Origin of the sequence: Streptomyces sp. NBC_00872, assembly GCF_045161915.1 — a bacterium.
In the GTDB taxonomy this organism is placed as follows: domain Bacteria; phylum Actinomycetota; class Actinomycetes; order Streptomycetales; family Streptomycetaceae; genus Streptomyces.
Genome location: NZ_CP108806.1, coordinates 7332043 through 7355579, shown reverse-complemented (window position 1 = coordinate 7355579; position 23537 = coordinate 7332043). Strand labels below are relative to the sequence as shown.

Genomic DNA, 23537 nt, shown 5'->3' with positions numbered 1-23537 from the left:
ATGGCTCATGGATTTCGACGATGAGAGATGAGAGATGAGAGATCGATTGGCAGGTCCCGCATCCGCCGACCGCCGTGCTCGCCCCGCCTCGGCGCCTTGATCGGAGCCACCTGGCTTCCGGCCGACGCGGCGAGCGCGCAGGCCGGATGCCGGATGCCGCGACGGGGCGAGCGCTGCCGGGAGGTCAGTGCTTGAAGGAGCGGATCTGGTAGTTGCCCTGAAGGCTGCCGCCCTGTCCGGCAGGGGTGGAGCCGACCCGCGCGTTGTAGTTGGTCTGCGTGTAGTACGTGACCTTGCCGCCGGTCCCGTTCCATACCGAGCGGACATTCTGCCCATCCCGGATGAAGGGGCAGCCGTCTGCGGTGTTCGAGATCTTCTCGGCCGTCCAGGAACAGCTCCTTCCGCTGCCGTTCCAGCCGCTGTAGATACAGAATCTCCCGGTGCAGTTGTAGGCGGCGCTCGGGCTGGTGGCGGCTGGGACGTGGACGGTCGCGGTCGCGGTCGCGGTGGAGCCGACGCCGAGGGCACCCGTCAGGAGAATCGAGGCGGCGGCGAACGCGGTGAAGCGGTTCATTGGAAAGCTCCCTTTGCCGGTGATGTGTGGGGGGCGGGCCACGATCCGAACCTGAGGCCCGACGCACTGGTCATCAGCAGCCTGGCAGGACCGCGACACGCGTGGGCAGAGGCGAGAGAGGGGCGTCCGAAGCTCGCTCCAGCTCCCTCGACGCGCCTCTGCCCCTGGTACAGCCCGCGCGCCGCCGCCATGTGGGTGACCGCGAGTGGGACCGGTTCGTCCCACGCTCACGTATGTCACTGGAGCACCTCGCCGCTCCGGCCGGCCGTGATGACACCGCGCCAGGAGAACGCGACGAGCAGCGCGATCGCGACGAGGAGTCCGCTTGCCCAGAGCGGCCCGAGGTCCCCGGCCGCGGTGCCGAGGGTGGTCGCGGCGACGAGCGGTCCGGCGGCGGCGCCGACATTGAGCGCGGCGGTCGCGTAGGAGCCGGCCATGGTGGGGGCCCCCGCCGCCTCGTACAGGACCCGTGTGATCAGCGTGCCGCCGAGCGCGAACGACAACGCTCCCTGCACGAACACGAGAGTGAGCAGAGGAACCGGCCGGTCGGCCAGTGCTGCCAGGGTCGGCCAGCCGACGAGCAGCAGCGGACCGCCGGCTGCGATGACCAGGCCGGGACGCTGGTCGGCAAACCGTCCCGCGACGGTGACACCGGCGAAGGAACCCGCGCCGAAGAGCACCAGAGCGACAGGGATCCACAGGTCGCCCAGCCCGGCGGTACCGGTCACGACGGGGGCGAGGAAGGTGAAGCTCGCGAAGGTCGCCGCGTTCACCAGCGCGCCGAGCAGCATGACCAGGAGCAGCCGCGGATTTCTCAGCCGTGCGAGCTCTGATCGAAGGGCCGGTGCGTCAGTCGCCACCATCGCGGGCCGCGCCGGGATTCTCTTGAGGATGCCGATGGCCGCGGGCAGACAGAGCGCGGCGACGGCCCAGAAGGTGGCCCGCCAGCCGAACAGCGTGCCGAGTAGCGATCCCCCTGGGACACCGGCGACCGTGGCCATCGTGGTGCCCGACAGCAGCACGGCGAGCGCGCGGCCCTTCTTGTCGGGAGGGACCAGCGCGGCGGCGGTCGTCAGAGCTACGGCGAGGAACCCCGCGTTCGCGAGCGCCGCGACCACCCGGGTCGCGAACAGGACCGGGAAGGCCGAGGTGGCGGCGCCCACGGCGTGGGCGGCCGAGAACACGAGGACGAACCCGAGCAGGCTGGACCGTCCGGGCCAGTTGCGGGCGAGTCCGGCCATGAGCGGCGCGCCGACGATCATTCCGATCGCGAAGGCCGAGGTGAGCGTGCCTGCTGTCCCGACTGTCACGTCGAGGTCGGAGGCGATGTCCGGCAGGAGGCCGGCGAGCATGAATTCCGAGGTGCCCATGGCGAAGACCGCCATGGCGAGCAGGTACAGCGGAAGAGGCATCGAGTGGCTCCGAGGTGAGGAGAAGCACGAGAAGGTCATCTCGTCACCGCGGTCAGCGCCCAGGGGCACACTCGTCCGGCCGCGGAACGCGGCGGGACGGCAGGGCTACGAACTCAGTGGTTCAGGGGGCTGACGGCGTGACCGAAAGCCCCCACCGTGTCCGACTCGGGGCTCGACATGGCCCGCACGCTACCCGACCGATACCCCCGGAGGCACCCCGGTTCCCCCGAGGCACCTCGCTTCCTCAGGCACCGGTCCATGGATGGTGGAAAAAAATCTTGGAGGAATTTCCGGGGAGCTGTCGATCCGGCCGGTGCCCGTTCGACGCAGAGTTGAGAGGTGGGGAGAGTCCCCGCCCTCGCGACCGAGGAGAGTCACCATGCCGCGTTTTCTGACGTTGGTCCGCATCGACGAGCGGAACGCCCCCACCGATGCGCCGGGCCCCGAGTTCGACGAACGGATGGGCGCGCTGTTCGAGGAGATCAGCAAGGCCGGAGTCATGCTGGACACGGCCGGGCTCGCGCCGACCGCCGAGGGTACCCGGATCACCTGGTCCGGGGGCAAGTTCAGCTACACCGACGGGCCCTTCACCGAGAGCAAGGAAGTCATCGGGGGTTACTCCATCTCCCGGTGCAAGGACAAGGCCGAGGCGCTGGAGTGGGCCAAGCGGTTCCTGGAGATCCACCCGGAGCACTGGGAGGTCACCGTCGAGGTCCGCGAGATCGCCGAAGGCTGATGGGGCCCGGACCCGACCGGAGACCCGACCTGACCGGGGACGGGACCTGATCGGGGACGGGACCTGATCGGGGACCGCGTCTGATCGGGGTCCGGACCTGATCGACGTCTCGCCCCGACAGCGGCCTGGCCCTGATGGCGGCCTGGTCGGGGCCGCGTTTGCTCCGCCACCGCACGGCTGTTCTGATGGGTGGTTGTGACGGCAGCAAGCGCGACCGAGACGGTCGAAGCGGTATTCAGGATCGAGTCCGCGCGGATCATCGCTGGTGTCGCCCGCATCGTGCGGGACGTGGGCATCGCCGAGGAACTCGCGCAGGACGCTCTGGTCGCCGCGCTGGAGCAGTGGCCGGAGTCGGGCGTCCCGGACAGACCGGGCGCCTGGCTCATGGCCACCGCCAAGCACCGCGCCATCGATCTCGTACGCCGCAAGGAGACCTACGCGCGCAAGCTCGCCGAGGTCGGACGGACCCTGGAGGACGTGCCCCCGCCCGAACCGGAGGACTCCGAGGACATCGACGACGATCTGCTGCGGCTGATCTTCACCGCGTGCCACCCCGTGCTGTCGACGGAGGCCCGGATCGCGCTCACGCTGCGGTTGCTGGGCGGGCTGACCACCGAGGAGATCGCCCGCGCGTTCCTGGCCTCGGAGCCGACCGTCGCGCAGCGCATCGTCCGCGCGAAACGGACGCTCGCCAAGGCCGGGGTGCCCTTCGAGGTCCCGTACGGCTCCGACCGCGCCGCCCGGCTCTCGTCGGTCCTCGAAGTCATCTACCTCGTCTTCAACGAGGGCTACTCCGCGACGGCCGGTGACGATCTCGTACGCCCCGCCCTGTGCGAGGACGCGCTGCGCCTGGCCCGTGTCCTGGCGGGGCTGATGCCCATGGAACCCGAGGTCCACGGCCTGGCGGCGCTGCTGGAGTTCCAGGCATCCCGTATCGCGGCCCGCACGGGCCCCGACGGCCGGCCGGTGCTGCTCGCCGACCAGAACCGCTCCAAGTGGAACCGGCTGTTCATCCGCCGTGGCATCGAGGCCCTGCACCGGGCGGGCGACGGTCCGTACTCCGTCCAGGCCGCGATCGCCGCGTGCCACGCGCGGACGGTCCGTTACGAGGACACCGACTGGACGGCGATCGCCGCGCTGTACGGGCGGCTGATGGCCCTGGTCCCCTCCCCCGTGGTGGCGCTGAACCGCGCGGTCGCCGTCTCGATGGCGGAGGGCCCGGCCGCCGGACTGAATCTGGTGGACGCCCTCGCCGAGGAACCGGCTCTGAAGGGCTACCACCTGCTGCCGAGCGTCCGGGGAGATCTGCTGGAGCGCCTCGGACGCACGAAGGAGGCGCGCGCCGAATTCGAACGGGCCGCGTCGCTGACGCGCAACGCGCGCGAGCGTGAACTCCTCCTGGAACGGGCCTCGCGCCGCCCCACGACCCGCACGACCCCCACGACTCCCATCACCCCCACGACCGGTCACTAGGCCCTGTCCGGTCCCGCCGGGATCGCGCCGCCACCCGCTCAGTAACCGGCCGGCCGCACCAGCCCCGACTCGTACGCGAAGACCGCGACCTGCGTACGGTCACGCAGGCCCAGCTTGACCAGGATCCGGCCCACATGGGTCTTCACGGTCTGCTCCGCCACCACCAGGGACACGGCGATCTCCGCGTTCGACAGGCCCTGTGCGATCAGGGACAGCACCTCGGTCTCACGTTCCGTCAGATCACCTACGCGATCCTTGAGCGGGGCGCGGGGCGTCGCGGTCATACGTGAGAACTCGGCGATCAGCCGCTTGGTGATGTTCGGGGCGAGCAGGGCGTCGCCGGCCGCCACCACCCGTACCGCCTGGGCCAGTTCGGCGGCCGACGCGTCCTTCAACAGAAAGCCGGACGCGCCCGCGCGCAGCGCCTCGTACACATACTCGTCGAGATCGAAGGTGGTCAGTACGAGCACCTTGACGGTGGCGCCGTCCGGGCCGGTGATACGGCGCGTCGCCTCGATACCGCCGACTCCCGGCATCCGTATGTCCATCAGCACCACGTCGGGGGTGAGATCGGCGACCTTGGCGATCGCGTCGAGGCCGTCCACGGCCTGGCCGACGACCTCGATACCGGGCTCGGCGTTGAGCAGCACGGTGAGGCCCTGACGGACCATCATCTGATCGTCGGCGATCAGCACGCGGATGGGCGTGCTCGTCATGGTCATACGGTGTCCTCGATATCGTCGACGTCCTTAAGACGCTGGGCGGAAGCGGCAGTTCCGGCGGATCCGCCGGCTCCAGTGCGTCCGGCTGATCCGGCGGGTCCGGCGAGGTGGTTCGTGGGCAGCATCGCGGTCACTTCCCAGCCGCCGTCGGGTGTGGCCCCGGTCGCCAGTTCGCCGCCCAGCATCGCGGTGCGTTCGCGCATACCGAGCAGGCCATGACCGGCCTCCGGCAAGGCGGAGGCGGACGGGGATGGGGATGGGGACGGGGAGGCGGAGGAGAAAGCAGAGGGTACAGAGGGTGACGGCGGAGCGGTTGGGTCCGGGGCGGTGTTCGTGACCCGGACCGTGACCCCTGTCGGGTGATACCCGGTCTCCACCCGTACCTCCGCCCCCGGCGCGTGCCGCATCACATTGCTGAGCGCCTCCTGCACGATACGGAACGCCGACAGCCCGACGCCCGGCGGCAGCGGACGCGGTTCCCCGACCGTACGCGTGGTGATACCGACCCCGGCGGCGCGCACATTGCCGACGAGTTCGTCCAGCCGGTCGAGACTGGGCTGCGGAGCGTGCCGCGCGCCCTCGGCGAGGGCGTCCTCGGAGCGCAGTACGCCGAGCACCCGGCGCAGTTCGGTGAGCGCCTCGACCGCGTTCTCACGGATGCCCGCGAGATTCTCCCTCAGCTCCTCGGACGGGTTCTCGGCCAGATGCGGGGCGGCCTGGGCCTGGATGGAGATCACCGACATATGGTGGGCGACCACATCGTGCAGCTCGCGCGCGATCCGGTTGCGCTCCTCCAGGAGGGTGCGCCTGGCCCGTTCCTCGGCGGTGATCTCCTCCTGTACGACCAGTTCCGTACGGGCCACCTGACGGCCGCGCAACGCGGCCCCGACCACGACCGCGATCGCCAGGATCGCGCTCACGGAGCCGACACCGCTCTGGAGCCTCGACGCGAGCGCGCCGCAGAGCATGACCGCCAGAACGCTGATCACCAGCACCTCGGCGGCGATCCGGGGGCGGACCCGCAGCGCGACCAGGAACACCGCCAGGGCCTGGACGGCGAATCCGTTGTCGATCCAGGACATCGAGTCGCCGAGAACGGGACGCGCGAGCGACGTGACCACGACCATGGCGATCGTCGAGGCCCACCACGCCAGTACCGGCAGGAACGGCGCCGTGACCAGCGACGCCGACTGGATCGTGGCGAGCAGGACGGCGACGGGCACACCGATCCGGTGGTCGAAGGCGTACTGATTCGTGTTGAGCACGAGCAGGAGCGGCGCGAGCACCGCGAGCGGCGACACCAGCGCCGGCCGCCACTCCAGCCAGCGGGACCGGCCCACGCGCGGTGGCGGAACGGCGGCTGTCGTCCAGAGGTCCGCGCGCAGCGCGCCCGCCGCCGCGTGTGCGGTCCGCGCCAGCCGCTCCCGGCCGTACCACTTCCTCCCGCTCCTCCCGCTCTTCGCGTTCTTCGCGTTCTTCGCGTTCTTCGCGGAATTCCCCGCAGGATTCACCACGGGATTCACCCTAGGCACGCCGCACCTCCGCCTCCGTTTCCGGGGCGGGACGCCCCTCGCTCACGACCCGGCAGGACTGCCTCGGCCGTCCTTGTTCGTACGGCCGCGGCCGTCCCTGCTCGTACGTACGGAACGCCGCCCAGCACACGAGCAGCGCCATCGCGAACAGCGGCAGCCAGCCGAGCCGGGCGAGCACCCAGCCGGTTCCGTCCGGCACGGTGTGCAGTCCGGGCAGGGCGCCGCCCGCCCACAGCCCGAGGGCGGTGACCGCGATCATCGCGGTCTGGTGCCAGAGGAAGACAGTCATCGCGGACAGATTCAGCAGCGCCACCGCCGCCCAGGCTCCCGGCCGTACCAGCCGGCGGCGCAGCGGGCCGAGCAGCAGAAGCGCCGCGCCGCACTGGGCCAGACCGAAGGTGACGGCCGCCAGGGTCGGTGGGTCGAGGTTGGAGATCCCGGCGCCGGGCACACCGACCATGGACGCCGGGTAGCCGGCGAACAGGATCAGTACGGCCGTCGCGGCGCCGCCGCCGACCACCAGCGCCCATCCCGTGGTCCGCCCCGGCATACCGCGTCGTGCCCAGAGCGCGCCGAGGCAGTACGGCACGAGCCAGCCGGCGCCGACATTCAGCCAGCCCAGCCAGTCCGGGCGGTCGATGCCGCCGGAGCCGCCGGAGCCCTCGGAGCCGCCGATGCCGCCGGAGCCGGTCGGACCGAACCGGAACAGGTCGACGTACAGCACGACGGCAAGCGGCCACAGCGGGTGCAATCGCGTGACCAGCGGGGTCGCCGCGGTCAGGGCCGCGAAGACCAGCAGAAACCAGAGGGGCGAGAGAATCAGCCGGTAAAGGGTCTGTACGGTCTCGAAGCCGACCCCCGAGGCCAGCATCGCGCCCGCCGCCACCGCCCACACCACCATCACGGCGGCGACCGGTCGGAACAGCCGTGCCATCCGGGTGCCGAGCCACTCCCCGTATGTCGTACCCCGGGCGCGGGCCGAGGCATAACTCCTGGCACCCACCTGCCCGCCGACCAGGAAGAAGACGGCAAGGGTCTGGAACACCCAGGATATAGGCGCCAGTTGGGGCATGTAACGGAGCGGGCTGCTGCCGCGTACGGTGCCGCTGTCGGCGACCAGGGCGGTCACCAGCCAGTGTCCGAGCACAACTCCGAGGATGGCGAAGGCACGCAGCGCGTCGACGGCACGGTCACGGTCGGGCGGGGTGGCGGACTCGATCCGCCGGACGGCTTCACGCATGACGGCCCGAGACGATCAGGGCGAGGTTCCGCAGCGATACGGACCCGGGCCTCAGATAGTCGCTGTGCCCTCCCGCCCCCGCGTCGAAGATACGGGCGCCGAACGCCTTCGACACCGGATCGGGCCCGAACCCAAGGGTGGCGAAGGGCAGTTGGAGCCGTGCGTGCGGTATGCCGGCGATCCAGTCATGGGCGCCACGGCCCGCCCAGACGGTGGCCGTGGTGTGCAGGTCTCCGACGCTGTCGACACCGGTGCCGGGGCTGCCGTAGAGAACGATGCCGGCCGTCCGCGCCGCCGGGGCGGCCAGCGCGCAGACCACCGAGCCATAGGAGTGACAGAGCAGCGTGGTCCGGGCCACGGGCTTGGCCACGCTCAACTCACCGAGAAAATCGCGGAGTCGAGGAGCAGCGTCATGGGCACGTCCTGGGGTCAGGGCCTCGGGGCTCACCGTGCCGGGCGTCTTGTAGCCGAGCCAGGCGATGACCGCGGCCCCGCCGCCCAGCTTCCGGCGCAGCGCGACGGCTCCGGCGCGGAAGCGCTCGTACCGGTCGAGACCGGTGTCCGAGCCCGGCACCAGTACGGCGATCCGCTCGGCGTCCGCCAGATCGCCGAAGACCTCGGCGGTACGTCCGCCGTCGCGGCCGTCGAAGGAGAGGAAGTGGCGTCCCGCGTCGGCCATGGTGTGCAACGCGGCGGCCCTTCTTCGGTCGCCATGGCCGGCGGCCATCCGTTCGGCCGCGCGGATGCCGACGCGGTTGGCGGCGTACCGCGCGTCGAGAGCGGCGGCGAGTACGGCGGGTGCCGGGGCCCCCGTCGGCAGCGGGGCGAGCTGGGCCGCGGCCGGAACCGGCGCCGGTACGGCCGCGGGACGGGCGGCGCCGGACACCGGCACCGCCAGTGACGCGATGACGAGCGCGGCGAGCAGGGCGCGGCGTGAGCGGCCGACGCGAGGGCGGCTGCCGAGGGAGCCGCTGCCACGCGGACGACTGCTACGCGCACGACTGCTATACGCACGCCTGCTGCGCGGACGGCTGCTGCGCGGACGGGGCGCCATAAGGGGTCCTTCCGTACCGGATGTTCTTCGTGCTTCTGGTACGGAAGGTATGGATCGCGCCCTGTGGTCGGCGTCCCGCCGGGGAGCTCATCTCGCGCGTGGCTCTGAGGTACTACGGGTAGGGGGTGGCACCCGGCGGCCCCGGCAGCGCCCGTGGACCAGGCCCGTCCCGAAGAGGGGGTCTGGAAGGGGGGTCTGGCAGACCCCCGGCAGAGTCGGACCCCTTTGGCACCCCGCCGGGGCACTCGGCCGGTGTTGGCTGGAGGGGTACCGCCCGAGGCATCGGATCCGGCCGCCAGGGCTCCGCCGTCGGCCGTCCGGATACGACGGAAGCCACCGGTACGCCGGAAGCGACCCGGTACGACGGAAACCACCGGAAACCACTGGAAGCCACCGGAAGCCACCGGAAGCCACCGGAAGCCACCGCGAGTACTACCCCGGAACACCGCGCAGAGAGGCAGTCCCATGACGGAACCAACGCTTGTCACCACCCCCTTCAACGCCCGGTCCACCGCCGCCGAAGTGGTGGCCGGTATCGATCTCACCGGCCGCCGCGCCGTCGTGACCGGCGCGGCCTCCGGCATCGGTGTCGAGACCGCACGGGCGCTCGCCGGCGCGGGCGCGGAAGTGACCCTGGCCGTACGGAACACCGAAGCCGGTGATGAGGTCGCCGAGGACATCAGGGCGAAAACCGGCAGCAAGGAGGTCCATGTCGCGCCGCTCGATCTCGCCGACCAGGGCTCCGTCGAGGCCTTCACCGCCGCATGGGACGGCCCGCTCCACATCCTCGTCAACAACGCGGGGGTGATGATGTCGCCCGAGACGCGGACGCCGGACGGCTGGGAGCTCCAGTTCGCCACCAACCATCTCGGCCACTTCGCGCTCGCCACGGGGCTGCTCCCCGCGCTGGCGGCGGCCGGCCGCGCCCGTGTCGTGGCGCTCAGCTCGGTGGGGCATCTCGGGAGCGCGGTGGACTTCGACGACATCGACTTCGTCACGCGCCCGTACGACCCGGAGATCGCCTATGACCAGTCCAAGACGGCCAACGCCCTCTTCGCGGTCGAGGCCCACCGCCGCTGGGCCGGCGACGGCATCACCGTCAACGCGGTCCACCCCGGGGCGATCCTGTCGAACCTGACGCGGCACATGGACCAGGAACAGCTCGCCGGTGCGATCGCCAACGGCTCGTATGTCTTCAAGACGCCCGAGCAGGGAGCGGCAACGTCCGTTCTGGTAGCGACCTCACCGCGGCTCGAAGGCGTGGGGGGCCGGTATTTCGAGGACTGCAACGAGGCCCGCCGCCATGTTCCGGGCGGCCCGCGCGAAGGCGTCGCGGACCACGCGCTCGACCCCGACGCGGCCGCCCGTCTGTGGCAGGTGTCCCTCGACAGGATCGCCGAGTCGAAACGCCGCCGGACCGTGTGACGGCGACGCGACCCCGTCGTGGTGTGACAGCCGCTCCTGGCCGCTACTGACCCTTGGGACGGGCGCGTACGTGCATCCGCTCGCCCTGCTGTCCGAACAGGCTGAGGAGTTCGACCGGTTCCGGGCCCGCGGAGGTGAAGGCGTGCGGAGTGCGGGTGTCGAACTCCGCCGCTTCTCCCGCGGCGAGTACGAGATCGTGCTCCCCCAGCAGCAGCCGCAGCCGGCCGGCCAGGACGTAGAGCCACTCGTACCCCTCGTGCACCCGCTGCTCCACGTCCTCGCAGTCGTCCTTGCGACGGGGCAGGACCATCTTGTACGCCTGGAGCCCGCCGAGATGGCGGGTCAGCGGTACGAAGGTCCTGCCGTCCCGGGTGAAGGGACGGTGGTGGATACGCGGGTCACCCGTCGGCGGTGCGTCCACCAGTTCGTCCAGGGGTACGCCGTATGCCTTCGCCAGCGGCAGCAGCAGTTCCAAGGTGGGCTTGCGCTGCCCGGACTCCAGGCGCGACAGGGTGCTGAGGGAGATCCCGGTGGACTCGCTGAGCTGGGCCAGTGTGGTGCCCCGGTCCCGCCGCAGGGCCCGCAGACGCGGGCCCACGGCGGTCAGGACGGCGGAGAGGTCGTCGGTTGCCATTCCTCCATTTGCCGTCTCGGCAACAAGGTTTGTCAAACGCCTCCCCCTGGGCGGAGTATCTCCAGCGGACGGAGGCACGTCACTCACGTGCATCGGCAAACACGGCAAGTGAGGCATGACAGCGATGACCGACCACGACCATGACCACGCGTCCCACCAGAAGGTCGCGTCCCCCGAGGACTTCGCCTCGGACGAGGAGTACTGGGACGACCGTTACGAGCAGAGCCACCGGATCTGGAGCGGGCGGCCCAACACCGTCCTGGTCCGCGAGATCACGGGACTGAACCCGGGCCGGGCCCTGGACCTGGGGTCCGGCGAGGGGGCCGACGCGGTCTGGCTCGCGCGGCAGGGGTGGCGGGTCACCGGCACCGACATCTCCGGCGTCGCCCTCGGCCGCGCGGCCGAACACGCGGAGGCGGAGGGGGTCGCGGACCGGATCGACTGGCAGCGGCACGATCTCGGGGTGTCCTTCCCCGAGGGCCGTTTCGATCTTGTCTCGGCCCAGTTCCTGCACTCCTACGGCGACCTGCCCCGCGAGAGGATCCTGCGGACCGCCGCGTCGGCCGTCGCACCCGGCGGGGTGCTTCTGATCGTCGGACACGGAGGGTTCGCCCCCTGGGAGGAGAACCCGCACCCCGAGGTGCACTTCCCCACCCCCGAGGAGGTCCTCGAATCCCTCGATCTGGCGGACGGGGAATGGGAGGTGCAGATCTGTGAAGAACACGAGCGACAGCAGAACGGGCCCGACGGGCGGCCGGGCATGCGCACGGACAACACCCTCAAGGTCCGACGCCTGACCGCGGCCCGCGTCTGATCGAGGCCGACGCCTGACCGGCTCTCCAGCTCATCCGTGTACGGCCACCCGTACACAGCCCGGGGCCGCAGACCGGCGGACTCCGCTCGGTGCGCGGGGCGGCCCCGGTACGGTGCCCCCGGTCGGCCGCCCCCCGGTACGGTGCCCCCGGTCGGCCCCCGGTCCGCCCCCGGTCGGCCGGGCGCGCGCTAGCGCGGCCTCGCGCCCACCTCGAAGCTGTTGCCGAACGGATCGGTGATCTCCGCCATCCGCGCGTAGATCGTGTCCGAGGGAGCGCCCGCGGTGCCACCCGCCGCGACGGCCCGCGCCACCGCGGCATCGGTGTCGGCGACCTCGAAGAGCGTCTTCCAGACCGACGGCTCTCCCAGCTCGACGCCCATGATCCCGCCGATCTCATGTCCGTCCGGCCGGCGCAGGAAGCTGAAGTCGGCGTCCGGGAGATCGTCGTTGCCGTCCAGGGTGTAGTCGAAGACCGCCGGATAGAACGCGCGCGCCGGGCCGGGGTCCGGGGTGGTCAGATCGTTCCGTACGAGGCTGCCCGGCTCGTTCACGATCTCGCAGCCTAGGCGCCCCCGTCCCTGCCACAGCCCGAACTCGGCACCGACCGGGTCCACCACCAGGGCCGCGCGGCCCTGGCCCCCGACATCCTGCGGGCCCTCCACGAGTGTGCCGCCGGCCGCGACGACACGTTTGGCGGTGTCGTCGCAGTCGTCGGTGGCGATATACACGCGCCAGCGGCCGGAGCCGCCCTTCTCCACCGTCGGCTCCGCCGCCGACCTCAGTCCCGCCACCGGGCGTCCGCGCAGCAGACACAGCGTGTACCGCCCCGCTTCCGCCGCCCCCGCCTCGAACTCCCAGCCGAACAGAGCCCCGTAGAACTCGGCCGCACGCCGCGTGTCGTGAACATCGAGTTCGATCCAGGTCGGGGTGCCTGTCGGCTGGTTGCTGGTCACATAGCTCATGAGGTTCTCCTGCCTCGCCGGGGTCGTCGGGCCCGTCGGCCGTCGGGCCTGTCGGCCCTGTCCGCCCGGCCCGTTCGCCCGGCCCGTTCGTCCGGCCTGTTCGTTCGACCCGTCCGACGCTAGGTCGCATACAGGTCAGTGGATGTCCTATATGAGGCCCCTGAATCATGGATCGTCCGAGCTGTGTCGTAAGGGGCTCGTAGAATCGGCGGATGAGCGCTCCCGATTCCGACCCCCGTCCCGAGGCGAGTCCGAAGGAGAGTCCTGAGACGAGTTCCGCGACGGGCTCCGCGACGGCTCCCGCGACGGACCCAGCAGCGAGCCCCGAGGTGAACCCCGCACCCCGTCCGGGGACGGCCGCTCGTCCCGGGACGGCTGCCGAAGCGGGCAGCGAGGCGCTGCGCGTGCTCCACCGCGTCTTCGGATACGACTCCTTCCGCGGGAGCCAGCAGGAGATCATCGACCATGTGGTGGCCGGCGGTGACGCCCTCGTCCTCATGCCGACCGGCGGCGGCAAGTCGCTCTGCTACCAGATCCCCGCCCTGGTGCGGAAGGGCGTCGGGGTCGTCGTATCACCGCTCATCGCGCTCATGCAGGACCAGGTCGACGCGCTGAGAGCGCTCGGTGTCAGGGCCGGGTTCCTCAACTCCACCCAGGATCTGGACGAACGGCGCCTGGTGGAGGCGGAGTTCCTCTCCGGTGAGCTGGATCTGCTCTATCTCGCGCCGGAGCGGCTGCGGGTGGAGTCGACCGTACGGCTGCTGGAGCGCGGCACGATCTCGCTGTTCGCCATCGACGAGGCGCACTGTGTCGCCCAGTGGGGCCATGACTTCCGCCCCGATTATCTGGCTCTGTCGGCGCTGCACGAACGCTGGCCCGACGTACCCCGTATCGCGCTCACCGCGACGGCCACCGAGGCCACCCACGGGGAGATCGCCTCCCGCCTCAAGCTCCAGGACGCGCGTCACTTCGTCGCGAGCTTCGACCGGCCCAACATCCAGTACCGCATCGCGCCCAAGAACGACCCGAAGCGGCAGCTCCTCCAGCTCCTGCGCGCCGAGCACGCCGGTGACGCGGGGATCATCTACTGCCTCTCGCGGGCGTCGGTGGAGAAGACCGCCGAGTTCCTGGTGAAGAACGGGATCGAGGCGCTGCCGTACCACGCGGGGCTCGACGCCCGTACGAGGGCCGCGAACCAGGCGCGCTTCCTGCGGGAGGACGGGATGGTCATGGTCGCGACCATCGCGTTCGGGATGGGTATCGACAAGCCGGACGTACGCTTCGTCGCCCATCTCGATCTGCCGAAGTCCGTCGAGGGGTACTACCAGGAGACCGGACGTGCCGGCCGTGACGGGCTGCCGTCGACGGCCTGGCTGGCGTACGGACTCCAGGACGTCGTACAGCAGCGGAAGATGATCGACACCTCCGAGGGCGACGACGCGCACCGGCGGCGGCTGGGCGCCCATGTCGACGCGATGCTCGCGCTCTGCGAGACGGTGGAGTGCCGTCGCGTCCAACTGCTCGCGTACTTCGGTGAGAAGAGCGGCGCGTGCGGCAACTGCGACACATGTCTGACACCCGCCGAGTCCTGGGACGGCACGGTCCCCGCGCAGAAGCTGCTCTCGACGGTGGTCAGGCTGAAGCGCGAGCGCAACCAGAAGTTCGGCGCGGGACAGATCACCGACATTCTGCTGGGCAGGAAAACGGCCAAGGTCATCCAGTTCGATCATGACGCGCTGAGCGTGTTCGGTATCGGTACGGAGCTGCGCGAGGCGGAATGGCGCAGCGTGGCACGGCAGTTGCTGGCGCAGGGGCTCATCGCGGTCGAGGGCGACTACGGGACGCTGGTCCTCACGGAGGAGAGCGGCGATGTGCTGGGCGGGCGGCGTCCCGTCGTACTGCGGCGCGAACCCGAGAAGGCGGCGGCCCGGCCCGCGCGCGCGGAGAAGACGGCCAAGAACCGTGCCGTGCCGGTGGATCTGCCGGAGGAGGCGGTGCCGGTGTTCGAGTCGCTGCGCGCCTGGCGGGCCGCGACGGCGAAGGAGCAGGGCGTACCCGCGTATGTCGTCTTCCATGACGCGACGCTGCGCGAGATCGCGATGCTGGCTCCGTCGACCCTGGCGGAACTGGGCACGGTGAACGGGGTGGGCGAGAACAAGCTGGCGAAGTACGGGGAGCAGATCCTGGAGACGCTCGGTACGGAGTGACGGGAACGCGGCGACAGGGTTGGCGCGTGACGGGGTGACGCGCAAGGACGGAGATGCGCGCGCGCCGGACTTCGGAGGCGCGCGCACGGCCTTCGGAGGCGTCCGCGCACGACGAGAATGGACGGCGGACGGCGAGAATGGACGGCATGCCCCATCGCGACATTCTGTGGATCGGCGGTCCGCCCGGCGCGGGCAAGACGACCGTCGCCCGGCTGATCGCACGGCGGCACGGGCTGCGCTGGTACAACGCCGACGCCCACACCTGGGAGCACCGCGACCGCGCCATCGCCGCGGGCCATCCGGAGGCGATCCGGTGGGAGGCGCTGTCGCGCGAGGAACGCTGGTCCGCGCCCGAGGCGGAACTGCTCGCCATGTCCCTGCACCATGAGCGCGGGCGGATGATCCTGGACGATCTCCGCGCGCTGCCCGCCGCACCGCTGATCATCGCCGAGGGCACCCCCATCACTCCGCCGGTCGTGGGCACGGGCGGCCACGCCGTATGGCTGCTGCCGTCGGCCGAGGTCCAGCGGACCCGGCTGGCCGAACGCGATCTGCCACCGGGCCCGCTCACGCTCTACCGATCGCTGGTGGGGGAGATCGGGGCGCGGGTGACGGAGTACGGAGCACGGAAACTCGTCGTCGACGGACATGACAGCGCGGCGGAGACGGCCGCAGCGGTGGAGAAACTCTTCGCCGAGGCCCTCGCCAGGGGCCCGGTGGCGACGACGGCGGCCGAGCGCGGACGGCTGTCGCGGTACGCCAACCGCGCCACGGTCCGGCAGTACGAGGCGTTCTTCGCGCGTCCGTGGTCGCACGGGGACGCCAGGACGACCGTCCTCGCCTTCGCGTGTGAATGCGGACGGCCGAAGTGCGAGGCGGACATCGAACTCACCGTCGCCGACTTCCCCCCGCCGCCCGACGACATGCGCTCCCCACCACTCCTCGCCCCGGGCCACCGTCCTTCCGACTAGATCCTGTCCGGCGCCGCCCGTACCCCTTCGCTCACACGGCAGGTTCCGGAAGCGACCGGCCGAGGTGTTCGCCGACCCGTGTGCGCAGCAGCAGATACTCCTCCCAGCGCCGGGGCAACGGGCCGGGCGGACGCTCGACCACGCGGGCCGCGGTGACCGTCTGGCCCCACTGGAACTGTTCCCGCGTCAGATCGAGCTCGACACCGCTCGCGAGCCGGTTCCACCAGTGGAAGCCCTGCTGCTCCCCGTCGGCATACACCTCACCGACCATCAGGGCGCCGCCGAAGACATCGTTGACTATAAGCGCCGTGATGTCGCAGTGGCCCCACGCGGGATTGCCGGACTGCCATTCCGCGCGGATCAGGTCGTCCGGTGAACAGGTGTCGGCGGCCCAACCGGCGCGTAGGGCCTGGTCCAGATCGAGCAGGGTCCAAGAGGTCATGCGAGCAGCATCGCAGCCACCACTGACAACGCGGCCTCCTACTTCCTCGACCGGTCCGGTCCACCGACACCGTCGGACTCCCGAGGATCCGACCCCGACGCCAACCCCGACCCCGCGTCCGACCCCAACCCCGCGCCCGCATCCGTGCTCGCATCCGTGCCCGACCCCGTGCTCGCCGCGATCGTGGAGAGCAGCGCCAGCCCCTCGGCGGCCGGGCTGCCCGGTTCCGCGTGATAGACGACCAGGAGCTGGCCCTCCGTACCGTTGACGCTCAGCTTCTCGAAGCTCAGCTCCAGCGGACCCACCTGCGGATGGTCGAACGAGGACACCCCGCTCGTACGGGGCCTGACGTCGTGGCGGGCCCAGAGCCGCCGGAACTCCTCGCTCCGCAGCGACAGCTCCCCCACCAGCTCCGTCAGCCGGGGATCGTCCGCGTCCGGGGTGGCCAGCGTGCGCAGGGACGCGACGACGGCGGGAGCGGCGCTGTCCCAGTCCCGGTGAAGGGCCCGTACGGACGGGTCGAGAAACGTGGCACGCAGCAGATTGACGCCCGGCGCGTAGTACGGCGCCAAGGCCGTGGCCAGCGGGTTCGCCGCCAGGACATCCGTGTACCGGCCCTGGACGAAGGCGGGGTGATCCGTCCAGGACATCACCAGCCGCCGGATACCGGGCAGCGCCCGCTCGGCACGCGGTCCGCGGGCGCGACGGCGCGATACGGGGCGGGCGAGCCGGTGCAGATGCGCCGTGGCGTCGTCGTCGAGCATGAGCGCGCCCGCGAGGGCGTCGAGAACCTGTGCCGAGGGGTGGTGGTCACGGCCCTGTTCGAGGCGGAGGTAGTAGTCGGCGCTGATCCCGGCGAGCAGCGCCAGCTCCTCGCGCCGCAGACCGGGCACCCGTCTGCGCCCGCCCGGCGGCAGCCCGACGTCCTCGGGCCGCACCAGCTCGCGGCGGGCCCGCAGATACTCGCCGAGGTGATTGACGGTCGCCATACCTCCACGCTAGGCGAGTCGCGCGCCCTCATCCTGGTCCCCCTACTCCCAGGATCACGGGGGCGACGTCTACTGCGCGCCGACGCAGGCACAGTGGCAGGTGAGAACAGGAACAGAGCCGACAGAACCGTACGAGCGCGATGCGCACAGCACAGCACAGCACAGGCGATACGTACGGCACGGATGAGGAAGCCCCCATGTCACGACCCACCACACACCCGACCGCCACGACGCCCACCGCGCGTATCACCACACCGTTCGGCTTCGCGTCCACCGCCGACGAGGTGGCCGCCGGTACCGATCTCTCCGGCAGGCGTGCCGTCGTCACCGGCGGCGCGTCGGGCATCGGCGTCGAGACGGCCAGGACCCTGGCCGCCGCAGGCGCCGAGGTCACTCTCGCGGTACGGAACACCGAGGCCGGCGAGAGGACCGCCGCCGACATCGCGGCGACGACCGGCCGTACCGTACAGGTCGCCCCGCTGGATCTGGCCGACCGCGCGTCGGTCGACGCGTTCACCGCCGCCTGGAGCGGACCGCTGCACATCCTGGTCAACAACGCCGGGATCATGGCATCGCCCGAGGAGCACACCCCGGAGGGATGGGAGCTCCAGTTCGCCACCAACCATCTCGGCCATTTCGCCCTGGCCACCGGACTGCGCCCGGCGCTGGCGGCGGCGGGCGGGGCACGCGTGGTGGCGGTCAGCTCATCGGCGAATCTGCTGTCGCCGGTGGTCTTCGACGATCCGCACTTCGCGTTCCGGTCGTACGACCCCTGGCTCGCGTACGGGCAGTCGAAGACGGCCAATGTGCTCTTCGCCGTGGCGGCCACCCGCCACTGGGCGGCGGACGGCATCACCGTCAACGCCCTCAACCCCGGCGCCATCGCCACCAACCTCCAGCGGCATGTGGGCAACCGGCTGACCACCCCGCCGGAGTCGCGCAAGACCACCCAGCAGGGCGCGGCCACCTCGGTGCTGCTCGCCACGTCCCCCGCGCTGGAGGGAATCGGCGGTCGCTACTTCGAGGACTGCGCCGAGGCGGAGACCGTCACCCGCCGTCCGGACGACTACCACGGGGTGGCCGCGTACGCCCTCGATCCGGCGAACGCGGAACGCCTCTGGGAGACATCACTCCAGCTCACGGACCGGGACCGGCGCGCTTAGGCCCTGTCCGCTGTTTCCCCCACCTCCCTGGCCCCGGACCCCACGGTCCGGGCAGCCGCCCTCAGCGCCACCGCCGCGCTCCTTCGGTCTCCCGGGCTGCCGGTCGGATCCCCGGAACCAGCCGCGCTCTCCTGATCGCGCGATCGTCTTCCCCGGCTCCGCCTTCGGCACCCGGGCGACGGGCGACGAGCGACGAGCGACGAGCGACGACGTCACGGTCGGCTAGCCGCCCGAGCCGATCTGGAGGTGCCAGCGCCCCGGCGTACCGGTCAGGGTGACCGTCGACAGCGGACGGACATCCACGTACCAGTACGTACGGGGCGGGGCCTTCAGCGCGTACACCAGCGCCGCCCGCACCACCGCCGGTTCCGCCACCGCGACGATGGCGGCGATGTCCTCGGCGGGGCGGGTGTCCAGCCAGCCCCCTATGCGCGAGATGAAGGCCAGCAGGGGTTCGCCCCCGTGCGGGGCGGCCCGCGGGTCGGCGAGCCACGCGTCGACGGCGGCCGGCTCGCGGGCCGCCACCTCGGACAGGGTGAAGCCGCGCCAGCGGCCCATGTCGCAGTCGCGCAGCGCGGGCTGGGCGAGCGGCGCGAAGCCCAGCGCGTCACCGGTGGCGCGGCTGCGCGGCGTCGGTGAGCAGTAGCGGAGATCGGCGGCGGCCAGCGGGATCAGGGTGTGGGCGGCGAGCTGCATCTCGTACCATCCGACCTGGTCGAGCGGCCGGTCGTCGTCGAAGCGCTCGTCGAACACGTCCGAGCTGCGCGCGGCGGCGACCAACGTGACCCGAACACTCATGGCCGTGATCGTGGAGCCGAATCCTCCGCAGGTCAAGAGTCACCCTCGCGGCGGGCCGGACACCGACCGTCACCAGGCAGGCCCCGGGCAGCCGCGAGGACGGGCCTGAGCGGTCGCCGGGACAGGTCCTGGGCAGTCACGGGGACAGGTCCCTACCCGGCAGGCGGCCGGGGGCCCGGCCCGCCGAGTGCCTCGTCGCAGGCCGTACGGAGTCTCCGTACCCCCTCGGTGATCTCGGCGGGGCCCGCCACCGCGGCGAAGCTCAACCGGAGCTGGGCGGCGGGAGGTTCGGCGCTGAAGTACGGACGGCCCGGCGCGACCGCGACCCCCGCGCGCAGTGCGGCGGAGACGACGGCCTGCTCATCGGTGCCGTCGGGAAGCCGGAGCCAGAGGTGATAGCCGCCGGACGGGATGTGCGGCAGGGCCAGCTCGGGCAGCTCGCCCCGGAGCGCGGCCGTGAGGGTGTCCCTGCGGATCCGCAGTGCCGAGGAGACGGAACGCAGATGGCGGTTCCAGGCGGCCGAGCCCACCAGTTCCAGCGCGGCTTCCTGGAGCGGGCGCGGTACGAAGAAGGTGTCGACCACATGGATGGCGCGCAGCCGCTCCAGGACCGGACCGCGGGCCACGAGCGCGCCGACCCGCAGGCTCGGCGAGGTCGCCTTGGTGAGCGAGCAGACATGGACGACCACACCGTCGGGGTCGTCGGTGGCGAGCGGCCTGGGCAGCGGGCCCGCGTCCTCGTGGACCAGCCGGCGTACGAAGTCGTCCTCGACGACAAAAGCCCCGGCCTCCCGGGCGATCCGCAGCACCTCGGGACGGCGGGCCGGGGAGAGCACGGCGCCGGTGGGGTTCTGGAAGAGCGGCTGGCAGACGAAGAGCCGGGAGCCGGTGGCCCGGAAGGCGGCGGCGAGCAGTTCGGGCCGTACGCCGTCGGGGTCCACCGGTACCGGCACCGGCCGCAGCCCGGCGGCGCGCGCGACCGCCAGCATCCCGGGGTAGGTGGGCGACTCCACGAGCACCGGCGCGCCGGGCGGGGCGAGCGCCCGCAGCGCGGTGGTCAGCGCGCTCTGGCCGCCCGCCGTGACCAGGACCTCCGCCGCCGTGACCGGGTCCCCGATCCCCCGGGCGAACCACTCGCGCAGTTCGGGCAGCCCGTCGATGGGCGGTCGGCCCCAGGCACCGGGACGCCGGCCCGCCCGTGCCAGCGCGGCGGCCATCGCCTGCTCCGGCTGGAGGGAGGGGTGCAGATAGCCGCCGTTGAACTCGATGACCCCGGGCGGCGGCGCGGCGAGCGTGACCAGGACTCCGGAGGCGTCGACCGCGCGCGGTACGAGTTCGGTGGCGGCGTCGGCGCTGAGGGCGACCTCCTGCCAGGAGGTGTCACCACGGGGCGGGGTAACGGTCCGCGCGGGCGCGCGGTAGACCCCGGCGCCGGGACGGGTGACGACAAGCCCTTCGGCGGCGAGCCGGGCGAGGGCGCGGGAGACGGTCACCGGGGAGACACGGTAACGGTCGACCAGTGCTCTGCTGGACGGCAGCTTTCCACCAGGTGAGTAGCGGTTCAGCTCCTGCCGCAGAGAATCCGCCAGACCGATGACACTGCTACGCTCATGCATGACAGCACAGGATAGCGCTACTCCACACACTTCGATAGCGGTCGGCGGTGGCACCCTGCTCGCCGCCCTGGGCGTCGTCGCCTTCTCGCTCACCTTTCCGTCCACCGTGTGGGGGCTGGAGAGTTTCGGCCCCTGGTCGCTCGTCGCCCTCCGCGGCACACTCGCCGCGCTGATCGCGGGCGGCTTTCTGCTGACACTGCGCGTCCCGGTTCCCGAGCGCCGGCACTGGGGCGGGCTCGCGGTGGTGGGCGGCGGGGTCGTGGTGGGCTTTCCCCTGCTGACGACGCTGGCGCTGGAGACCTCCACCACCTCGCACGCGGCCGTGGTGGTCGGGCTGCTGCCGCTGACCACGGCCGCGCTCGCGGCGGTACGTACGGGCCGGCGCCCGTCCCGTACGTTCTGGCTGGCCGCGCTGGCCGGCGCGGCCGTGGTGATCGCCTTCGCGGTCCAGCAGAGCGGCGGAGCCCTCTCGGCCGGCGATCTGTATCTCTTCGGCGCGCTGCTGGTCTGCGCGGCGGGCTATACGGAGGGCGGCAGGCTGGCCCGGGTGATGCCCGGCTGGCAGGTGATCGGCTGGGCGCTGATCGGATGTCTCCCGCTGTCGGTGGCGGGCGCGGCGGCGGCCCTCGCCGTCGAACCGGCGCGCTGGACGGCCCATGGGGCGATCGGGCTCGTCTGGGTGGCGGCGGGCTCGACCTTCTTCGGTCTGTACGTCTGGTACCGGGGCATGGCGTCGATCGGTATCGCGAAGGCCAGTCAGCTCCAGCTCGCCCAGCCCCTACTGACCCTGGTCTGGTCGGTGCTACTGCTCGGTGAACACCTCACCCCCGCCGCGCCGGTGGCGGCCGTCGCGGTGCTGGTCTGTATCGCGCTCACCCAGCGATCGAACACCTGACCGCAGACATCCGCCGCCCCCGCCCGACGCGCACCCCCGTCATCCGGTACACGCGGGCCCGGCGCCCCGTCACTTCCCGGCACGCCTGCCGTAGTGGTCCGCCACCGCGGGCATCGTCGAGGGCCACGTCAACAGAGTGAAAACGATCAGGAGAGCTATGCACGGACGGGCATCGTTCCGACTCCTCCGAAGCTGGATCCTCATCCGCCCATGAGCTTCACGGAACTGCGGTCAGACATGGCTCGCAGAACACCGGCGCCGGAGATTGGCGTCGTGCGTCGCGCCTCGGTGGCAGGACGGGGCGTCAGATCCGCCCGGATCACGCCGTCGCGGATCTCGGAGCATCGCCAATGGCACCAAACCACGCTCCGCTCAAGCCGGAGCTACTCAGCCGCGTCGGCGAGTTTCTCCCAAAACGCCAGCGGAAGTGACCGATCGTCCCCGAGTTCCTCCGGCAGGCCCGGGGCGATTTCCCACTCGTCGTGGACGAGGTAGTCCCGGATGTCTCGCACCGTGATGCCGTTCTCGGTGGCGGTCTCTTCCGGAACCAGCAAGGAAGCTGATTCGAGCAGCTCAGGGACGTCCTTCGAACATGTCTTCGCCCACCTCGAGAACTGGCGCTCACTCACCAAACTCCGAGCCGACCCCGCCCGCGCCACCCAGCTCCTGCGCGCGCTGCTCGCCCCGACGAACCTCGAAGTCCACCGATGACAGCCGACAGATGACCTTCAGCGCAGACTGCCGTCCACGACCGGCAAGAGCACCCCGACCGAACCTCACGGAAGAGACGCTGACCAGCGAACTCCAAGATGACGCATCCTCACTGGATCAGCTCGATGTGCGGATGATCCGGGGATGCCGGGCAGACGTGGAGTTGCTGATCGTAGCCTCGGGCGAGGTCGATCATGGTGAAGTTCGCCGGAGGAGTACCGGGGAGGAGCGGCGTGGGGTTGGCCTGGTCCTCTTCGGGGGCCCAGCTCTCGGTGGCGCCGTCCCATTCAGTGGTGGCGATCGTCAGCAGCGGGACCGCCTCGGCGCTGCATGCGGAGCAGATCCGGGGCATGGGATCGGTGAGGCCCCAACGAGTCCAGCCACCGGCCTTCCAGCCGGGGGAAATGGACAACATGTCCATGTAGAGCTCCTCCGGGGCGACCTCATAGGAGCTGTCCAGCGCTGATCCGGCCGCCTGCCACCTGCTCCAGTCGCCCAGTTGCTCCTGCAGCTCCTTGCTCAGTTCCAGATAGTTGGGGTACTCGGTGACCTGCTCCGGTGTGACCAGACACGGCTCCGGCAGATAGGTGGGGAACTGGATCGCGGGCGGCTCGGGTGGTGCGTCGAGTACGTCCGTTACGGTCGCTGCGGACCGCCAGAACAGTGCGGTCCTGGGGTGCGCCGGGTGGTCGAAGGGGCACCAGAGCACCTGAAGCAGATCGGCTTCGGACTGGCCGGGCGGGCGCAGCAGGGGGATGTCGCGTGCGTACAGCTGGGCGACGGGCAGCATGGCGATCGGGCCCTCAGGCCAAGGGCGGCCGGCCATGATCCGCTTCTCGGTCGCCAGCTCCTCGGGCGTGGCCCAGGGCCCCTGAGGATCGCGGCGCCGCCGACTTGCCGATTCCGCTCGGTTACGACGCCACAGCCGTACGTCCTCCGGCGAGAGGGGCGCGTTCACCCGGTCCCACTCGTGCGGTCCTTCGCAGTGCGGCCACGGCTCGTCGGCGGGCCAGAGCAGCGGCCCGCCGACGGAGCTGTCGTGCGGTGACGGCGCCCCGGGGCGGGGATGCAGCCGGGTCGCCGTGCGTGCCAGGGGGGCCAGTTGAGAGAAGAGCGCGGTGACGTCGAACGGCCGCGGCGGGGTGGTGCGACTCATACTGGCTCCCG

At 71.3% G+C, this 23537-nt stretch carries 22 protein-coding genes and 1 pseudogene; 9 read left to right on the top strand and 14 right to left on the bottom strand.

The annotated features are described in order from the left end of the window. Nucleotides 1–184 precede the first annotated feature (184 nt). Nucleotides 185–574, bottom strand: a complete 390-nt coding sequence (locus OG214_RS31445; protein ID WP_405986632.1) for a peptidase inhibitor family I36 protein — start codon at nt 572–574, stop codon at nt 185–187. A gap of 236 nt (nt 575–810) precedes the next feature. Then, nucleotides 811–1986 carry a Cmx/CmrA family chloramphenicol efflux MFS transporter gene (locus OG214_RS31440; RefSeq protein ID WP_405986631.1) on the bottom strand — a complete coding sequence of 392 codons (1176 nt, stop codon included), beginning with the start codon at nt 1984–1986 and terminating at the stop codon, nt 811–813. Nucleotides 1987–2365: 379 nt separating this feature from the next. Here OG214_RS31440 and OG214_RS31435 point away from each other — a divergent pair, with 379 nt between their 5' ends. Further along, entirely contained in the window at nt 2366–2722 is a 357-nt protein-coding gene (locus OG214_RS31435) for a YciI family protein (protein ID WP_405986630.1), read from the top strand. A gap of 195 nt (nt 2723–2917) precedes the next feature. Then, complete coding sequence (locus OG214_RS31430; RefSeq protein WP_405986629.1) at nt 2918–4195, top strand: RNA polymerase sigma factor; 1278 nt, start codon at nt 2918–2920, stop codon at nt 4193–4195. Nucleotides 4196–4233: 38 nt separating this feature from the next. On the opposite strand, the gene OG214_RS31425 is transcribed toward OG214_RS31430, so the two are convergent. The 4 genes from OG214_RS31425 to OG214_RS31410 form a co-directional block, all read right to left on the bottom strand. After that, entirely contained in the window at nt 4234–4911 is a 678-nt protein-coding gene (locus OG214_RS31425; protein ID WP_365900510.1) for a response regulator transcription factor, read from the bottom strand. 2 nt (nt 4912–4913) lie between these two features. Further along, nucleotides 4914–6335, bottom strand: coding sequence for a sensor histidine kinase (locus OG214_RS31420; protein ID WP_405987674.1), 1422 nt, complete (start codon nt 6333–6335; stop codon nt 4914–4916). A 106-nt stretch (nt 6336–6441) separates the two neighbouring features. After that, nucleotides 6442–7689, bottom strand: coding sequence for an acyltransferase (locus tag OG214_RS31415; protein WP_405986628.1), 1248 nt, complete (start codon nt 7687–7689; stop codon nt 6442–6444). Next, nucleotides 7682–8614 carry an alpha/beta hydrolase gene (locus tag OG214_RS31410; protein WP_405987673.1) on the bottom strand — a complete coding sequence of 311 codons (933 nt, stop codon included), beginning with the start codon at nt 8612–8614 and terminating at the stop codon, nt 7682–7684. The genes OG214_RS31415 and OG214_RS31410 overlap by 8 nt, the downstream gene beginning before the upstream one ends. Before the next feature lie 594 nt (nt 8615–9208). On the opposite strand from OG214_RS31410, the gene OG214_RS31405 reads away from it, so the two are divergent. Beyond that, entirely contained in the window at nt 9209–10168 is a 960-nt protein-coding gene (locus OG214_RS31405) for an SDR family NAD(P)-dependent oxidoreductase (protein ID WP_405986627.1), read from the top strand. 43 nt (nt 10169–10211) lie between these two features. Here the strand turns inward: OG214_RS31405 and OG214_RS31400 are convergent, their stop codons facing one another. Beyond that, nucleotides 10212–10802, bottom strand: coding sequence for a helix-turn-helix domain-containing protein (locus tag OG214_RS31400; RefSeq protein ID WP_365900507.1), 591 nt, complete (start codon nt 10800–10802; stop codon nt 10212–10214). A 115-nt stretch (nt 10803–10917) separates the two neighbouring features. On the opposite strand from OG214_RS31400, the gene OG214_RS31395 reads away from it, so the two are divergent. Continuing rightward, the gene (locus tag OG214_RS31395) at nt 10918–11616 is read left to right on the top strand and encodes a class I SAM-dependent methyltransferase (protein ID WP_405986626.1); all 699 of its coding nucleotides are present in this window, start codon (nt 10918–10920) and stop codon (nt 11614–11616) included. Between the two features lie 188 nt (nt 11617–11804). Here OG214_RS31395 and OG214_RS31390 read toward each other — a convergent pair whose 3' ends face one another. Continuing rightward, complete coding sequence (locus OG214_RS31390; protein WP_405986625.1) at nt 11805–12578, bottom strand: VOC family protein; 774 nt, start codon at nt 12576–12578, stop codon at nt 11805–11807. 212 nt (nt 12579–12790) lie between these two features. On the opposite strand from OG214_RS31390, the gene recQ reads away from it, so the two are divergent. Together recQ and OG214_RS31380 are read left to right on the top strand one after the other, a co-directional pair. Continuing rightward, nucleotides 12791–14785, top strand: coding sequence for a DNA helicase RecQ (gene recQ / locus OG214_RS31385; RefSeq protein WP_405986624.1), 1995 nt, complete (start codon nt 12791–12793; stop codon nt 14783–14785). Between the two features lie 146 nt (nt 14786–14931). Next, on the top strand, nt 14932–15756 hold the full coding sequence (locus OG214_RS31380; protein WP_405986623.1) for a hypothetical protein: 825 nt from the start codon (nt 14932–14934) through the stop codon (nt 15754–15756). A 31-nt stretch (nt 15757–15787) separates the two neighbouring features. Here OG214_RS31380 and OG214_RS31375 read toward each other — a convergent pair whose 3' ends face one another. Together OG214_RS31375 and OG214_RS31370 are read right to left on the bottom strand one after the other, a co-directional pair. Beyond that, nucleotides 15788–16198, bottom strand: a complete 411-nt coding sequence (locus tag OG214_RS31375; RefSeq protein ID WP_405986622.1) for a hypothetical protein — start codon at nt 16196–16198, stop codon at nt 15788–15790. Nucleotides 16199–16236: 38 nt separating this feature from the next. After that, nucleotides 16237–17187, bottom strand: coding sequence for a helix-turn-helix transcriptional regulator (locus tag OG214_RS31370; RefSeq protein WP_405986621.1), 951 nt, complete (start codon nt 17185–17187; stop codon nt 16237–16239). A 197-nt stretch (nt 17188–17384) separates the two neighbouring features. Here OG214_RS31370 and OG214_RS31365 point away from each other — a divergent pair, with 197 nt between their 5' ends. Then, nucleotides 17385–18350 (top strand): SDR family NAD(P)-dependent oxidoreductase, encoded by a 966-nt coding sequence (locus tag OG214_RS31365; RefSeq protein ID WP_405986620.1) that lies wholly within the window; start codon nt 17385–17387, stop codon nt 18348–18350. A gap of 222 nt (nt 18351–18572) precedes the next feature. On the opposite strand, the gene OG214_RS31360 is transcribed toward OG214_RS31365, so the two are convergent. Together OG214_RS31360 and OG214_RS31355 are read right to left on the bottom strand one after the other, a co-directional pair. Next, nucleotides 18573–19148 carry a histidine phosphatase family protein gene (locus OG214_RS31360; RefSeq protein WP_363083499.1) on the bottom strand — a complete coding sequence of 192 codons (576 nt, stop codon included), beginning with the start codon at nt 19146–19148 and terminating at the stop codon, nt 18573–18575. A gap of 152 nt (nt 19149–19300) precedes the next feature. Then, nucleotides 19301–20764, bottom strand: a complete 1464-nt coding sequence (locus OG214_RS31355; RefSeq protein ID WP_405986619.1) for a PLP-dependent aminotransferase family protein — start codon at nt 20762–20764, stop codon at nt 19301–19303. Here OG214_RS31355 and OG214_RS31350 point away from each other — a divergent pair. Then, nucleotides 20763–21659, top strand: a complete 897-nt coding sequence (locus OG214_RS31350) for a DMT family transporter (RefSeq protein WP_405986618.1) — start codon at nt 20763–20765, stop codon at nt 21657–21659. The genes OG214_RS31355 and OG214_RS31350 overlap by 2 nt on opposite strands. Before the next feature lie 230 nt (nt 21660–21889). Here OG214_RS31350 and OG214_RS31345 read toward each other — a convergent pair. Continuing rightward, a pseudogene (locus OG214_RS31345) lies at nt 21890–22231 on the bottom strand (hypothetical protein); the annotation flags it as partial. On the opposite strand from OG214_RS31345, the gene OG214_RS31340 reads away from it, so the two are divergent. Then, entirely contained in the window at nt 22161–22370 is a 210-nt protein-coding gene (locus OG214_RS31340; RefSeq protein WP_405987720.1) for a hypothetical protein, read from the top strand. The pseudogene OG214_RS31345 and the gene OG214_RS31340 sit on opposite strands and share 71 nt — an antisense overlap. A gap of 109 nt (nt 22371–22479) precedes the next feature. On the opposite strand, the gene OG214_RS31335 is transcribed toward OG214_RS31340, so the two are convergent. Continuing rightward, nucleotides 22480–23526 (bottom strand): hypothetical protein, encoded by a 1047-nt coding sequence (locus OG214_RS31335; RefSeq protein ID WP_405986617.1) that lies wholly within the window; start codon nt 23524–23526, stop codon nt 22480–22482. Nucleotides 23527–23537 lie beyond the last annotated feature (11 nt).

Excerpts from the sequence above, each read along its gene's own strand:
- OG214_RS31360 (WP_363083499.1), bottom strand. The coding sequence starts at position 19,148 with ATGAGTGTTCGGGTCACGTTGGTCGCCGCCGCGCGCAGCTCGGACGTG.
- OG214_RS31370 (WP_405986621.1), bottom strand. The coding sequence starts at position 17,187 with ATGGCGACCGTCAATCACCTCGGCGAGTATCTGCGGGCCCGCCGCGAG.
- OG214_RS31445 (WP_405986632.1), bottom strand. The coding sequence starts at position 574 with ATGAACCGCTTCACCGCGTTCGCCGCCGCCTCGATTCTCCTGACGGGT.
- OG214_RS31335 (WP_405986617.1), bottom strand. The coding sequence starts at position 23,526 with ATGAGTCGCACCACCCCGCCGCGGCCGTTCGACGTCACCGCGCTCTTC.
- OG214_RS31390 (WP_405986625.1), bottom strand. The coding sequence starts at position 12,578 with ATGAGCTATGTGACCAGCAACCAGCCGACAGGCACCCCGACCTGGATC.
- OG214_RS31425 (WP_365900510.1), bottom strand. The coding sequence starts at position 4,911 with ATGACGAGCACGCCCATCCGCGTGCTGATCGCCGACGATCAGATGATG.
- OG214_RS31340 (WP_405987720.1), top strand. The coding sequence starts at position 22,161 with ATGTCTCGCACCGTGATGCCGTTCTCGGTGGCGGTCTCTTCCGGAACC.
- recQ (WP_405986624.1), top strand. The coding sequence starts at position 12,791 with ATGAGCGCTCCCGATTCCGACCCCCGTCCCGAGGCGAGTCCGAAGGAG.
- OG214_RS31350 (WP_405986618.1), top strand. The coding sequence starts at position 20,763 with ATGACAGCACAGGATAGCGCTACTCCACACACTTCGATAGCGGTCGGC.
- OG214_RS31400 (WP_365900507.1), bottom strand. The coding sequence starts at position 10,802 with ATGGCAACCGACGACCTCTCCGCCGTCCTGACCGCCGTGGGCCCGCGT.
- OG214_RS31380 (WP_405986623.1), top strand. The coding sequence starts at position 14,932 with ATGCCCCATCGCGACATTCTGTGGATCGGCGGTCCGCCCGGCGCGGGC.
- OG214_RS31405 (WP_405986627.1), top strand. The coding sequence starts at position 9,209 with ATGACGGAACCAACGCTTGTCACCACCCCCTTCAACGCCCGGTCCACC.
- OG214_RS31395 (WP_405986626.1), top strand. The coding sequence starts at position 10,918 with ATGACAGCGATGACCGACCACGACCATGACCACGCGTCCCACCAGAAG.
- OG214_RS31375 (WP_405986622.1), bottom strand. The coding sequence starts at position 16,198 with ATGACCTCTTGGACCCTGCTCGATCTGGACCAGGCCCTACGCGCCGGT.
- OG214_RS31355 (WP_405986619.1), bottom strand. The coding sequence starts at position 20,764 with ATGCATGAGCGTAGCAGTGTCATCGGTCTGGCGGATTCTCTGCGGCAG.
- OG214_RS31435 (WP_405986630.1), top strand. The coding sequence starts at position 2,366 with ATGCCGCGTTTTCTGACGTTGGTCCGCATCGACGAGCGGAACGCCCCC.
- OG214_RS31415 (WP_405986628.1), bottom strand. The coding sequence starts at position 7,689 with ATGCGTGAAGCCGTCCGGCGGATCGAGTCCGCCACCCCGCCCGACCGT.
- OG214_RS31440 (WP_405986631.1), bottom strand. The coding sequence starts at position 1,986 with ATGCCTCTTCCGCTGTACCTGCTCGCCATGGCGGTCTTCGCCATGGGC.
- OG214_RS31365 (WP_405986620.1), top strand. The coding sequence starts at position 17,385 with ATGTCACGACCCACCACACACCCGACCGCCACGACGCCCACCGCGCGT.